This is a genomic window from Verrucosispora sp. SN26_14.1 (assembly GCF_004307965.1).
Lineage (GTDB): Bacteria > Actinomycetota > Actinomycetes > Mycobacteriales > Micromonosporaceae > Micromonospora.
In genome coordinates this window covers 1-12,768 of sequence record NZ_SISL01000147.1, presented here as the reverse complement: position 1 = coordinate 12,768, position 12,768 = coordinate 1, and the positions used below count along the sequence as shown (strand labels likewise).

The 12,768-nt window shown below is 72.2% G+C and carries 13 protein-coding genes; 7 read left to right on the top strand and 6 right to left on the bottom strand.

What is annotated here, in order from left to right; all coding sequences use genetic code 11:
- Nucleotides 1-19: 19 nt before the first annotated feature.
- Nucleotides 20-1,012 carry an aliphatic sulfonate ABC transporter substrate-binding protein gene (locus EYA84_RS15125; protein ID WP_131053709.1) on the bottom strand — a complete coding sequence of 331 codons (993 nt, stop codon included), beginning with the start codon at nt 1,010-1,012 and terminating at the stop codon, nt 20-22.
- On the bottom strand, nt 1,009-1,833 hold the full coding sequence (locus EYA84_RS15120; RefSeq protein ID WP_131053708.1) for an ABC transporter ATP-binding protein: 825 nt from the start codon (nt 1,831-1,833) through the stop codon (nt 1,009-1,011). Before EYA84_RS15120 ends, EYA84_RS15125 begins: the two co-directional genes overlap by 4 nt.
- 360 nt (nt 1,834-2,193) lie before the next feature.
- On the opposite strand from EYA84_RS15120, the gene EYA84_RS15115 reads away from it, so the two are divergent.
- The 3 genes from EYA84_RS15115 to EYA84_RS15105 all read left to right on the top strand — a co-directional run bounded on the left by EYA84_RS15115 (nt 2,194) and on the right by EYA84_RS15105 (nt 4,777).
- Entirely contained in the window at nt 2,194-3,096 is a 903-nt protein-coding gene (locus tag EYA84_RS15115; RefSeq protein WP_131053707.1) for a DUF1684 domain-containing protein, read from the top strand.
- Nucleotides 3,093-3,632, top strand: a complete 540-nt coding sequence (locus EYA84_RS15110; protein WP_131053706.1) for a flavin reductase family protein — start codon at nt 3,093-3,095, stop codon at nt 3,630-3,632. Before EYA84_RS15115 ends, EYA84_RS15110 begins: the two co-directional genes overlap by 4 nt.
- 179 nt (nt 3,633-3,811) lie before the next feature.
- Nucleotides 3,812-4,777, top strand: coding sequence for a helix-turn-helix domain-containing protein (locus EYA84_RS15105; protein WP_131053705.1), 966 nt, complete (start codon nt 3,812-3,814; stop codon nt 4,775-4,777).
- Between the two features lie 17 nt (nt 4,778-4,794).
- Here the strand turns inward: EYA84_RS15105 and EYA84_RS15100 are convergent, their stop codons facing one another.
- The 3 genes from EYA84_RS15100 to EYA84_RS15090 are packed head-to-tail and all read right to left on the bottom strand — an operon-like array spanning nt 4,795 to nt 7,812.
- Nucleotides 4,795-5,754, bottom strand: coding sequence for a carbohydrate kinase (locus EYA84_RS15100; protein ID WP_236145779.1), 960 nt, complete (start codon nt 5,752-5,754; stop codon nt 4,795-4,797).
- A 1-nt stretch (nt 5,755) separates the two neighbouring features.
- Nucleotides 5,756-6,709 carry a glycoside hydrolase family 68 protein gene (locus tag EYA84_RS15095; protein ID WP_131053704.1) on the bottom strand — a complete coding sequence of 318 codons (954 nt, stop codon included), beginning with the start codon at nt 6,707-6,709 and terminating at the stop codon, nt 5,756-5,758.
- 26 nt (nt 6,710-6,735) lie between these two features.
- Entirely contained in the window at nt 6,736-7,812 is a 1,077-nt protein-coding gene (locus EYA84_RS15090) for a LacI family DNA-binding transcriptional regulator (RefSeq protein ID WP_131053703.1), read from the bottom strand.
- Between the two features lie 370 nt (nt 7,813-8,182).
- Here EYA84_RS15090 and EYA84_RS15085 point away from each other — a divergent pair, with 370 nt between their 5' ends.
- From EYA84_RS15085 to EYA84_RS15070, 4 genes are read left to right on the top strand one after another with little or no spacing between them, the layout of a single operon-like run.
- A complete protein-coding gene (locus tag EYA84_RS15085) occupies nt 8,183-9,544 on the top strand; it encodes an ABC transporter substrate-binding protein (protein WP_176093828.1) in 1,362 nt (453 codons plus the stop codon).
- On the top strand, nt 9,541-10,512 hold the full coding sequence (locus EYA84_RS15080; RefSeq protein WP_176093829.1) for a carbohydrate ABC transporter permease: 972 nt from the start codon (nt 9,541-9,543) through the stop codon (nt 10,510-10,512). Before EYA84_RS15085 ends, EYA84_RS15080 begins: the two co-directional genes overlap by 4 nt.
- A complete protein-coding gene (locus tag EYA84_RS15075; protein WP_176093830.1) occupies nt 10,509-11,336 on the top strand; it encodes a carbohydrate ABC transporter permease in 828 nt (275 codons plus the stop codon). Before EYA84_RS15080 ends, EYA84_RS15075 begins: the two co-directional genes overlap by 4 nt.
- Before the next feature lie 4 nt (nt 11,337-11,340).
- Complete coding sequence (locus EYA84_RS15070; RefSeq protein WP_131053702.1) at nt 11,341-12,489, top strand: serine hydrolase domain-containing protein; 1,149 nt, start codon at nt 11,341-11,343, stop codon at nt 12,487-12,489.
- A gap of 50 nt (nt 12,490-12,539) precedes the next feature.
- On the opposite strand, the gene EYA84_RS32490 is transcribed toward EYA84_RS15070, so the two are convergent.
- Nucleotides 12,540-12,768, bottom strand: a 229-nt coding sequence (locus EYA84_RS32490; protein WP_161594975.1) for a hypothetical protein, incomplete at its 5' end; no start/stop codon positions are given.

Below are 12,768 nucleotides of genomic sequence, written 5' to 3'. Positions count from 1 at the left end.
GCCACCGGACTGCCCGCGCTCACGGCTGCGCCCGCGCCTGGGCGAAGCGGGGCTCGAAGATGCTGTCCAGTGCCGCGCGGGCCTCGGCGTCGGTGCGGACGTTGCCGTCGGCGACCAGGATGGGCAGCACCCGTTCGAAGACCTGCCGTTGCGCCGCCCCCGGCACCGGGTCGACGTCGAACCGGGTCCGTTCGGCGAGCACCACCCGGGCGACGGCGGGGGAGACCTGCGACTCGCGGGCCAGCAGCTCCACCGCCTGGTCCGGGTGCGCGACGATCCACTGGCGAGCCCGCTCGTAGGCGTTCACCACCCGCTGCACCAGCTCGGGGTGGGTGGAGACGAACTCCTCGCGGGCGTTGAGCACGCCGTAGGTGTTGAAGGCGACGTTGCGGTAGAGCAGGGTGGAACCGGCGTCGACCTGGGTCTGCGCCATGTGCGGGTCGAGGCCGGCCCAGGCGTCCACGTCGCCGCGCTCCAGCGCGGTCTTGCCGTCGGCGTGCTGGAGGTTGACCACGGTGACGTCGCCTGGCGTCAGCCCGGCCTCGTCGAGCGCCTGCAACAGGAAGAAGTACGGGTCGGTGCCCTTCGTCGCGGCGACCCTGCGTCCCTTGAGCTGTGCGACCGAGGTGATCGGGGAACCCTTGGCGACCACGACCGCGGCCCATTCGGGCTGGCTGAACACGCCGACGGTCTTGATCGGCGAACCGTTGGCCCGGGCCACCAGGGCGGCGACACCGGCGGTCGAGCCGACGTCGAGCGCGCCGGCGCGCAGGTTCTCGTTGGCCTTGTTGCTGCCGGCGGACTGCAACCAGCTCACCGACACGCCCTCGTCGGCCAACTCCTCCTCCAACCAGCGCTGCTCGCGCAGCACCAGGCTCGCCGGGTTCCAGTACGCGTAGTCCAGACGCAACCGGGTCGTGCCGTCGGCCGCCGAGCCGCCGCTGTCCTCCCCGGCGACACAGCCGGTGAGCAGCAGGGCGGCGGCCAGCACGACGGCGACTGTCTTCCTCATGAACTCCTGCTTCCTTCGGGGGCGACGCCGAGACGGTCGAGTAGGTCGGTGCGCAGGGCGGCCGAGGCCGGCGAGCCGAGGTCGCGGGGCCGCACCCCGGGTACGGCGGTGACGTGCTGGACGGTCGATCCCCGTCCGGCCGGACCGGCGGGGCCGAGCACGACGATCCGGTCGGCCAGCCGCAGCGCCTCGTCGACGTCGTGGGTGACCAGCAGCACCGTGCTGCCGGCGGCGCGTTGGACCTGGCCGACCAGGTCCTGCATGCGCAACCGGGTGAGCGCGTCGAGGGCGGCGAACGGCTCGTCGAGCAGCAGGACGCCGGGTCGCCGGGCGAGTGCCCGGGCGAGCGCGGTGCGCTGGGCCATCCCGCCGGAGACCTGCCGGGGGCGGTGTTCGGTGAAGTCGCCCAGCCCCACCAGTTCCAGCCAGGCCCGGACGTCGGCGCGGGCGGTCGTCCGGTCATGGCCGGGTGCGAGACCGAAGGCCACGTTGCCGGCCAGCGTCCGCCACGGCAGCAGGCGCGGGTCCTGGAAGACCATCGCGGTGCGGGCCGCCACCCCGCGCACCGCTCGACCGTCCACGGTGATCTCCCCGGCACTCGGCCGGTCCAGTCCGCCGACGAGGCGCAGCAGTGTCGACTTGCCGCACCCGGAGGCGCCGAGCAGCGCGACCACCTCACCGGCCTCGATCCGCAGGGTGACGTCGTCCAGCACCCGGTGCGTGCCGCGACGGCCGGTGAAGGCGCGCCCCACCTGGCGCATCGAGACGGGTGCGGGTGCCGTGTGCAGCCCCGGCGCGAGTCGCGCGGCGCTCGTCGACATGCCACCTCCTTGCCTCGTCCGGTGGGTCGGCTCACAATACCCATATAACCAACCGGATGAGTAGGGTATATCTCGGGCGGGCCGGGAGGGTGGCTCCCGAAGGCAGGCGTCGCGCCCGGGTGGGACGCCGTCCACCTGGGCCTCCGCCGGGTCTCGGGTGGTTGCCGACGGAGGATCGACGTGAGGGGAGTGGCCTGTGAACGCGGTCACTGGCAGGGTGACGGTGTGGACACCCCGCGCTACCGTCCTGGCGCCGATCGGGCAGCCGCGCCCGGCGACCCGGCACCTCCCGCGTACCCGGTCGCCCGAGGCGGTCGGGCCGACGCCGGCCGAATCCATCCCCGACGGAGGGAACCCGACATGACCCGGCCCCACCCGCTTCCGGCGGCGACCCCCGACGTGCCCGAGGCCGCCGAGGCGCAGGTCGACGCCTTCACCCTCGAATGGCGGGAGTGGCACCGCCGCCACGAGGAGACCCTGGCCGCCCCGCACGGCTTCCTCGCCGTGACCGGGCTGCACTGGCTCACCGACCGCCCCGAGCGCGTCGCCGACCTGCCCGGACGGTGGCACACCGGTGCGGACGGCGTGGTGGTCGACCTCTCCGACGGTGAGGAACTCCTCGTCGACGGAGAGCCGGTGACCGGTCGCCACGAGTTCGGCCCGATCCCGGAGCGCGGCGGCGTCACCGTCGGATTCGACGGCGGCGTGCTGGAGATCGCCCGTCGGGGCGGGTACGACATCCTGCGTCCACGCCGCCCCGACCACCCACTGCGGACCGCCTTCCGGGGCACCCCGACGTACCCGCCGACGACCCGCTGGGTCCTGTCCGGACGGTTCGTCCCCTTCGACAGCCCCCGGCCGACCACCGTCGGCGCCGCCGTCGAAGGACTCCAGCACGTCTACGACGCCCCCGGCACGATCGAGTTCACCGTGGACGGTGTGCCGCTGCGTCTGACCGCCTTCAACGGCTGGTCCCCGGGAAGCCTGTCGGTGCTGTTCACCGACGAGACCTCCGGCGTGACCACGTACGCCGCCAACCGGGCCCTGAGCGTCGACCCGCCCGACGAGCAGGGCCGGGTCACCGTGGACTTCAACCGCGCCACCAACCTGCCCTGCGCGTACACCGACTTCGCCACCTGCCCCCTGCCGCCGGCGGAGAACCGGCTGCCGGTCGCCGTCGAGGCCGGCGAGCAGATCCCGTACGAGCGGCGGGCGGACGGCGTGCCCCCACCGCAGCACAGCACCCCCGGGAGGAACTCGTGACACCCCCCACCGACGACCAGCCGCCCCTCGACGCCGAGACCGATGAGATCCGGACCCTGCTGCGGCACCAGGCCAGCACGGTCACGGTGGTGACCGCCCCGGGGACACCGGCGGTCGGGTTCACCGCCACCTCCTTCACGTCGGTGTCGTTGTCGCCGCCGGTCGTGTCGTTCTGCCTCCACCTCGGCTCGTCCAGTTGGCCCACGGTCGCCGCCGCCCGGCACGTCGGGGTCCACCTGCTCGCCCACCACCAGCAGGAACTCGCCCGCACGTTCGCCACCAGCGGCATCGACCGGTTCGCCGCGCCGACCCGGTGGCAGGTCGGCCCCGAGGGCGTACCGATCCTCGACGACACCCTCGCCTGGCTGCTGTGCCGGGTGATCGACCGGGTGACGGTCGGCAGCCACGCCATCGTGCTGGCCGAACCGGAACTGGTGCACAGCCCGGCCGCCGGATCGCCGCTGCTCTACCACCGGGGCCGCTACACCGGTCTGGTGCCCGGCAGCGACGGCTGGGCCGGGCCGGTCGCGGCCTGACCATCGGCGCCGGACCCCGCGCCCGCGCCGCCCGCGGGCGGCGGCGATTGTCTCCTTCGTAACGCGGGCATGGGATCCTGGGACCACCCGGTGTGCCGGCGCCGGGGCCCGCACGGGCACCGTCGCCCGACCCCGCGACGTCGCGGCAGCCGGCCCGGTCGAGCCGACGAGGTGAGCTGATGGCCGTCGTCCTGGACACCGCGCAGCTACCGGTCCGCGACCGGGTCGAGGCGGTGCACGCCACGATGGCGTACGCCTCCGCGCCGTGCCACGTGATCCACGAGAATCCGAGCGGCGACGTGTACGCCCGGATGGCGGTCTGGGACCTCGGTGACGTCTCGGTCTTCACCACCGAGGCGTCCGGCATCCGGCTGCTGCGCACTCCCCGGCAGACGCGGCAGGACGTGACGCCGGTGGTGGCGCTCTCCGTGCAGCGGCGCGCCGACGGTCGGCAGGAGCAGGGCGGACGTCACGCGCTGGTCGCACCGGGCGGGCTGATGGGGATGGACCTCTCCGCCCCGTACGACTTCTCCTGGTCCGGCGACGGTGCGGCCGGATGTCTCCAGATCCCCATCGACCGGCTCGCGTTACCGGTGGACGTGATCCGGCGGGCCCTGGGCAACCTGCCGGCCAGCCCGCTCTATCCGCTGGTCACCCGGCACGTCGTCGACGTGGTCGGGCGAGCGGACCGACTCGGCGCCGACCCGGCGGCACCGGTGCTGGGCGCGGCCAGTGTCGAGCTGGCCCGGGCGCTGCTCACCTCGGCGGCGTACGCCACCGCGCGGCACGTTCACGTGGACCGGGCCGGGACGCTGCTGACCCTCGTCCGGGCGTACGTCCGGCAGCACCTGGCCGACCCCGACCTGCGGCCGTCCACCATCGCGATGGCACACAACGTCTCCCTGCGCCACCTGTACAAGGTCTGCGCCCAGGCCGACTTCAGCCTGGAACAGTGGATCATCGGGGAGCGGTTGAAGGGCGCCGCCGAGGAGCTGCTCCGGCCGCAGAGCCGGAACCTGACCATCGCGGTGGTGGCCCGCCGCTGGGGGTTCGGCGACCCCACCCACTTCGCCCGGCGCTTCCGCGCGGCGTACGGGCTCACCCCGGGACAGTGGCGCCGGATGCACACCGACCTGCCGCGCTGAGGCACCGCCCGCCGGGCTCAGGACCCCGTCGGGAAGCGACTCGCCAGCTCGTGCCGGTACGGCGGATCGGCACCGGCCCGGGTGCAGGTCACGGCGGCCACCTCGACGCCGTACCGCAGCGCGGCCCGGACGTCGTCGTCGGACCATCCGGGCCCGGCGGTGGAGAGGGCGGCGAGCAGCCCGGCGGTGAAGGCGTCACCGGCGCCGATGGTGTCGGCCACCGCGACGACCGGCGCCGGCTGCCGGAATCCGCCCGTGCCGGAGGCGGCAGCCGCGCCCCCGACGCCGAGGGTGATCACGGCGAGCGTCACGCCGAGGTCGCGCCAGTGCCGCAGGACGTCCTCGTTCGTCCGGCCCGGATAGAGCCAGGCGACGTCCTCCTCGCTGGCCTTGAGCACGTGCGCGATCCGGGCCAGCGCGTCGACGCGGCTCCGGGCCGCGTCGACACCGCCGATCAGGCCGGGCCGGATGTTCGGGTCGACGCTGACGAGCGCGCCGCGCTCGCGCGCCGTCCGCAGGGCGGCGGCCAACCGGTCGGCGCCCGGGTGCAGGAACGCGGCCAGCGAGCCGGTGTGCACGATGCCCCGTCCGGCGACCGCCGGGGCCAGTTCCTCGGCGCGCCACTGCCAGTCGGCGGTGCCGTCGACGTAGAAGTCGTACGTGGCCACACCGGTCCCGGTCAGCGTGGCGATCCCCAGGGTGGCCGGCTCGTCGGCGTCGACGGCGTGCCGCAGGTCGACGCCGTTGGTCTCGGCGTGTGCGCGCAGCCGCCGACCGAAGCGGTTGGTGGAGAAGCGGGCGAGCAACGCGGTGGGTACCCCTAGCCGGGCCAGGCCCACGGCCACGTTGAGCGGGCTGCCACCGGGATGGGCGACGAACCGGCCGTCCGGCTCCTGCACCAGATCGACGACAGCCTCACCGACCACGGTCACCGCCGGGGCGGCGGACGACGGCTCCGGGTCGCCCGGGGCCGTCACCTCAGGCACCACCGGTGGCCGGCAGCGGTTCGCGTGCCACCAGGCCGGCCTCGGGTTCGTAGCGCACCGGCACCGGGTCGCTGATCTCGCCGACGAACGTCCCGTCACCGTGCTCGACGAAGCCCAGCAGTACCCAGCCGTCGTCGGTCGACAACAGCCGGGGCGCGTACAGGTGCGGCTGGGCGATCGGTCGGGCGGCGGCGATGTCCCACGGTCCGCGTACGGTCGGGGCGGTGGCCATCCAGAGCCGTTCCCGGGAGTCGCCGGGTGCGGTGGCCGGGTTGGTGCAGAACAGCAGCAGCGGCTGCCCCTCCACCACGGCGACCTGCGGCACTTCGAGGTGACCGAATCCGGCCGGTGTCGACAGCGGCGGTCGGACGGTCCAGTTCAGCAGGTCGGGAGAGGTGGCGTGACCGATGACGCCGCGTTCGGCGGCCGGGCCCTGGTTGCCGCGGGCGGTGATCAGCATGTGCCAGCCGTCGCCGTCCGGGTCGGCGAAGACCCACGGGTCACGCCAGGCCTGCTCGTACCACGCGTCCAGGTCGAGCAGTTCGTACCAGGTCGGGTCGGCCTCGAGCAGCGGGGTGTCGCCGTGCCGGTGCCAGGTCACCAGGTCGTCGGAGACGGCCAGCCCGATGCGTTGGACCAGGCCGTCCTCGGCGCGGCCGACACCGGTGTAGAAGAGATACCACCGCCCGTCCGGCCCGCGTACGGTGCTGCCGGTCCAGGTGGCCAGATCGTCCCAGCCCGGTGAGTCGGCGGGGACCAGCGCGTCCGGGAGCAGCCGCCAGTCGCGCAGGTCGGTGGAGACGGCGTGGCCGATCGTAGCGCGGCGGTGGCGACGGTCCGGGTCGAGGAGGGCCCGGGAGGCGCGCAGGAAGAACGCGTGCCACCGGCCGTCGTCGTCCTGGGCGTACCAGCTGTCCCACACCCAGTGGTCGGGCAGACGAAGCATGGCGGGGAAGGTATCACTAAATCGGTTTAGCCCGCGACCTCGGGGCGGAGTCGCTCTCCCGTTCGCGGCATCGGGGTCCGCCCGGCCGGAGCCGCGACCGAACGCCGACGGCGCAGCGGCATCGGCACCAGGGCCGGGCCGGAGTCGTCCTTGTCGAGCAGCAGCTCCACCGCCCGGCGGCCCATCTGCTCGTGCGGGATGGCGGCGGTGGAGAGCCCCGGGCGCAGCCAGGAGGCGATCGGATCGTCGTCGAAGGAGATCACCGAGATGTCGTCGGGGATGGTCAGGCCGGCCTCCCCGAGCGCCTGGTACGCGCCGAAGGCCAGCCGGTCGTTCATGCAGATGATCGCGCTCGGCCGGTCCGGGCGGGCGAGCAGGGCCTGCGTCGCGGTGTAGCCGTGCTCCGGCAGCCACTCGGTGCAGAAGCCCTCGGCGAACAGCGCGACACCGTCGGCGGCGAGCGTGCTCCGGATGCCGCGCAGCCGCGCCTCGGCGGCGAGGGAGATCTCCGGGTCGCGTTCCTTGGGTCGGTTGCGGCCGATCAGGGCGATCCGGTCCCGGTGGCCCCGGGCGAGCAGGGCCTCGGCGATCGTGGCGCCGGCCAACTCGTCGTCGGGCAGCACGCTCGGCAGCTCCTCCGAGCTGGTGGCGTTGAGCAGCACCACCGGGCCGTTCAGGATGGCCTTCGGCACGGTCAGCCGGCGGGTGGCCATCGCCGCGTAGATCACGCCGTCGACCTGGCGGTCGAGGATCGCCTCGATGGCGTACTGCTCGAACGACGCGTCACCCTGGGTCTCGGTGATCAGCAGGACGTGGTCGCGCTCGCGGGCGGCGTCCAGCGCGCCCCGGATCAGGCCGCCGGCGAAGCGGGTGGTGGCGACGATGTCCGAGACGAAGGCGATGGTCGCCGTCTTGCGGGTACGCAGACTGCGGGCAGCCACGTTGGGCCGGTAGCCGAGTTCCTCCGCCGCCGCGAAGACGCGCTGGTGCGCCTCGGCGGAGAGTCGGGTGCCCTCCCGCCCGTTGAGCACCATCGAGGCTGCGGTCTTGGACAGCCCAGCCCGTCGCGCGACATCGGCCAGTGTTGCCCTGTTGCGGCCCATCAGTCCTCCGTTCGCGGTCGTCCGTACGACGCCGCCGTTGCCCATCATGATGGGTCGAGTCGCGTTCCGGCTCACCGGTGACCGGCCGGGTGTCGGCGAAGCCCCCTGGTGAACCCCTTGTTTCCGGACCGTTGCCAACTCGTCCTTGACAGGCCGGGGTGCCGCGCGCATGCTCTGCTAAATCAGTTTAGCGACGTTGTTTCGCCACTGCGGGGGCCGCTGTCGCAGCGACCTCCGAGGTCATATCGGATACCGCGAGCCGAGGTCGGGTGCGCGACGCGCAGGCGTGGCGTTCACCGACCGTGGTGGCGAGCGTACCCCCGGTCGACGACCGGTGGGGACGTGCGGATGAGTCAAGGGAGCCATTGACGTGCGGGAGTTGTCCACCAGATTCACCCGTCGCCGGCTGGCACTGATGGTGCCACTACTCGCCGTCGGTCTGACGGCCACCGCCTGTAGCGCACCCGGTTCGGAACAGACCGCGCCGGAGGACTCCGGCGCCCCGGTCAGCACCGAGCTCGGGACCGACCCGATCACCCTGGAGATGTACGCGGAGACCGGCTTCCCGCTGGCCAAGGCGCTCGCCGACGAGTTCACCAAGCAGCACCCCAACGTCACGTTCAACATCCGCGAGGACCAGTTCACGGTCATCGTGGAAAACGCGCCCCGGGTGCTCGCCTCGGACAACGCGCCCGACATCATCCGGCTGCCCACCATGGTCGACCTGGTGAAGGACGGCCTGCTTAAGAACCTCGACCCGTACTTCGACGCGCACGGCTGGGACAAGTTCCCCGCCTCCCAGCTCGTCCAGCTCCGGCTCACCGACGGCGGCGCGGAGCGCGGCACCGGCTCGCTGTACGGCATGGGGCTCGGCTACAGCGTGACCGGCGTGTTCTACAACAAGAAGCAGGCCGAGCAGGTGGGCATGACCCAGCCGCCGGCCACCATCGCCGAGTTCGAGGACCTGTTGGCCAAGGCCAAGTCCGCCGACCTCCAGCCGATCATGCAGTTCAACAAGAACACCGCCGGCATCAACTTCCCGTACCAGGCGTTGCAGAACCAGTTCGGCGACCCGGCCCCGATCGCGGACTGGATCTTCCAGAAGCCGGGTGCCACCTTCGACACCCCCGCGTCGCTGAAGGCCGCCCAGACCATCGAGAAGTGGGCCAAGGCCGGCTACTTCCCGAAGGACGCCAACGCCATCGACTACACCGCGATGATGGGCGAGTTCCAGAAGGGCAACGGCCTGTTCATGTTCAACGGCGACTGGGAGTCGGCGAACCTGGACAAGAACATGGCCGGCGACGTCGGGTTCTTCCTCTTCCCCGGTGAGACCGCCGAGGCCAAGAACGTGGCGATGTCCGCGCCGAACACCTTCGGTGTCGGTGCCCGGGCCAAGAACGCCGACGCCGCGGCCTTCTTCCTCAACTGGGTGCACACCAACGACAAGGCCCGTGAGATCTCGGTCAACGTCGGCGGCTCGCACCCGGGCGGCCCGGCCGACCTGGCGCTGCCGCCGGTGACCGAGGGCACCGTCCTGGCCGAGACGCTGAAGGCGTCCCAGCAGCTCGGCGCCGACAACGGCGCGGTGGACTTCACCGCCAACGCCACCGGTGGCATCTTCGCCGCCGCCATCACCCCGGAGATGCAGAAGCTGATCGCCGGCCAGCAGAACCCGGAGGGCTACGTCAAGGCGGTCCAGGCCGAGTACGAGAAGGAACTCTCCCGATGACGTCTGCCCTCGGCAGCGTTCCCGCCGGGTCGGGCACCCCTGCCCGACCCGGCGGTGCGGACCCCCGTCCCGCCATGCGGCCCCACCGGAAGCGGTGGGGCCGCGTGGTGCGGTGGAGCGGCTGGCTCTGGGTCCTGCCCGCCCTGGCCATGTACGGCTTCTTCGTCCTGCGTCCGCTCGTGATGACCGTGCAGTACTCGCTCTACCGCTGGAACGGCATCGGGGCGGCCACCTGGGTCGGCCTGGACAACTACGTCACCGTCTTCACCGACCGCGACCTGCTGAAGATCATCGGTAACGCCTTCGTCCTGATCATCTTCTTCAGTTTCATCCCGGTCGTCCTCGGCCTGGTGGTGGCCAGCCTGGTCCGGCGCATCACCACCGGCCCCGGCGGCACGCTGGTCCGGACCGTGCTCTTCCTGCCGCAGGTGATCCCGCTGGTGGCGGCCGGTATCGCGTGGAGCTGGGTGCTTTCCAGCAACGGTCTGGTCAACCAGGCACTGCGGGCCGTCGGGCTGGACGGCATCACCCGGGCCTGGCTCGGCGAGTTCAGCACCGCGCTGCCGTCGGTGGGCGTGATCGGCACCTGGATCATGCTCGGACTCTGCACGATCCTGCTGGTCACCGGCATGAGCAAGATCGACCCGTCGCTGTACGAGGCGGCCCGGATGGACGGTGCCGGCCCGATCCGCGAGTTCTTCGCGGTGACCCTGCCCAGCCTGCGCCAGGAGATCGGCGTCTGCCTCACCGTGACGATCATCGCGGCGCTGGCCAGCTTCGACATCGTCTACATCTCGACCAGCGGCGGCCCGGGCATCCAGACCACCGTGCCGGGGCTGGAGATCTACCGGCTGGCCTTCTCCCAGCGCCAGGTCGGGCTCGCCTCGGCCCTGGGCGTGGTGCTGATGCTGCTGGTGCTGATCTGTGTGCTGCCCATCCAGCGGCTGACCCGGGGGGAGAAGCCATGAACATGACCACCCGCAGCGAGCGGCTGACCGGGCGGATCTTCCTGATCGCCCTGGTCGTCGTCACCCTGCTGCCGTTCCTGAGCATGCTCTCGGCGGCCCTGCAACCGCGCGGCACCGTACCCACCGGCCTGGCCTGGCCCTCCGATCCACAGTGGGGCAACTTCGCCGACGCCTTCACCGCCGCGAACATGGGCGCCCTGCTGGGGTCCAGCATGCTGATCGTGGCCGGGGTGGTGCCGTTCGGCGTGATCATCGCGACCATGGCCGGCTTCGGCCTCGGGCACCTGCGGGTGGCCGGCGGTCACATCGCCTTCGGGTTGTTGCTGCTCGGTCTCACGCTGCCCTTCGAGGCGGTGGTGACCCCGCTGTACTACCAGATGCGGGACCTCGGTCTGCTGAACACCCGGTGGGCCATCATCCTGCCGCTGGTCGGCCTCTACATGCCGTTCGCGGTCTTCTGGATGCGCGCCCACTTCACCAACGTGCCGCGTGAGCTGTCCGAGGCCGCGCGCGTCGACGGCAGCAACACCTGGCAGCTGTTCTGGCGGGTGCACGTGCCGCTGGCCCGACCGGCCATCGCCTCGCTGACCATCCTGCTGTTCCTCTGGACCTGGAACCAGTTCCTGCTCGCCATCGTCATGGTCGACGACGCCACCAAACGGACCATGGCCGGTGCCCTCGGCGCGTTCCAGGGACAGTGGGGAACCGATCTGGTCTTGCTCTGCGCCGGATCGTTGCTCATCCTCACTCCGACGCTCATCGTGTTCCTGATCTTCCAGCGCCAGTTCATCAAGGCGCTCCTGCAGGGCTCCGTGAAGGGATGACGGGTTGAACGACACCCCGATCCACGGCCACGCCGACGAGGGCTTCGGGCCCGTCGCCGACGTGTTCCGGGACAACTTCGTCCACCGTGGGGAGGTCGGCGCCGCAGTCGCCGTCTACCTGCGGGGCACCAAGGTCGTGGACCTGTACGGAGGGCTGGCCGACCAGCGCTCCGGACGGCCCTGGACCGCCGACACCCCGGCCGTCGTCTTCTCGGTGACCAAGGGGATCATGGCGATCTGCGCCTACCTCCTGGTCCAGCAGGGCCGGCTCGACCTCGACGCCCCGGTCATCCGGTACTGGCCCGAGTTCGGTCGGCACGGCAAGGCCGAGATCCCGGTCCGCTGGCTGCTCACCCACCAGTCCGGACTGCCCACGCTGGACCGTGCCTTCACCCGGGCGGAGGTGCTCGCCTGGGACCCGGTGATCGAGGCGATCGAGGCACAGACCCCGCTGTGGCAGCCGGGTACGGCCCACAGCTATCACCCGATCACCTACGGCTGGCTGATCGGCGAGGTGATCCGCCGGATCACCGGGGAGATGCCCGGCACCTACCTCGCCCGGACCCTCGCCGAGCCGCTCGGTCTGCGTACCTGGGTCGGCCTGCCGCCCGCCGAGCGCGACGCGGTCGCCTGGATGCTGGCACCGCTCGGCGAGCCCTTCCCGGCCAGCGACCCGGTCGCCGACCGTGGGATCACCATGGGCGGCGCGTTCGCCTTCCCCGCCGACGCCGCCGGCCTGGTCAGCTTCAACGACCCGGCGATCCAGGCCGCCCAGATCCCCGGTGCGGGCGGGATCAGCACCGCCGAGTCGCTGGCCCGCCTCTACGCCGCCTGCGTCTCCGAGGTCGGCGGCGGACCGCTGCTCACCACCGCGTCCGTCGACGACGCCGTCACCGTCCGCGTCGCCGGCCAACAGGTGTACGGACTCCCCGACGTCGGACACCGCTGGGGGACCGGCTTCCTCGTCCACTCGACGCCGCGCCCGATGCTCGGCGAACGCAGCTTCGGCCACGACGGTGCGGGCGGACACCTCGCCTTCGGCGACGACCAGCACCGGGTCGGTTTCGGCTACGTGGTCAACCAGATGGGCGGCGTGGTCGACGAGCGGGCCAATCTGCTCGCCGCGGCCCTGCTCTCCTGCCTGAGCAAGTAGGCGGATCGGGTCGACGTCACGGCCGACGAGCCGTGACGTCGACCCCGCCGTCACCCGTCCGGCGTGGTGCGGCCCGTCCGACCTGACCGGCCCGTGCGGCGCAGGGCGCTGACCACCAGCAGGGGTGCGAACGCCTCCGCGCCGGCCGCCACCCGCTCGGCCAGACCGACCCGCCCGCCGTCGGCCGCCATCTCGGCAACGAACCAGGCCACGGCCAGCAGCAGCCCGACCGCCAGCGCCACCCACGGCGCCCGTTGCCCCGCCGCCCGTTGCCCCTGT

Bases quoted from the DNA above. Each gene is read 5' to 3' on its own strand.
- EYA84_RS15125 (WP_131053709.1), bottom strand. From the start codon at position 1,012: ATGAGGAAGACAGTCGCCGTCGTGCTGGCCGCCGCCCTGCTGCTCACC.
- EYA84_RS15120 (WP_131053708.1), bottom strand. From the start codon at position 1,833: ATGTCGACGAGCGCCGCGCGACTCGCGCCGGGGCTGCACACGGCACCC.
- EYA84_RS15115 (WP_131053707.1), top strand. From the start codon at position 2,194: ATGACCCGGCCCCACCCGCTTCCGGCGGCGACCCCCGACGTGCCCGAG.
- EYA84_RS15105 (WP_131053705.1), top strand. From the start codon at position 3,812: ATGGCCGTCGTCCTGGACACCGCGCAGCTACCGGTCCGCGACCGGGTC.
- EYA84_RS15095 (WP_131053704.1), bottom strand. From the start codon at position 6,709: ATGCTTCGTCTGCCCGACCACTGGGTGTGGGACAGCTGGTACGCCCAG.
- EYA84_RS15090 (WP_131053703.1), bottom strand. From the start codon at position 7,812: ATGGGCCGCAACAGGGCAACACTGGCCGATGTCGCGCGACGGGCTGGG.
- EYA84_RS15080 (WP_176093829.1), top strand. From the start codon at position 9,541: ATGACGTCTGCCCTCGGCAGCGTTCCCGCCGGGTCGGGCACCCCTGCC.
- EYA84_RS15075 (WP_176093830.1), top strand. From the start codon at position 10,509: ATGAACATGACCACCCGCAGCGAGCGGCTGACCGGGCGGATCTTCCTG.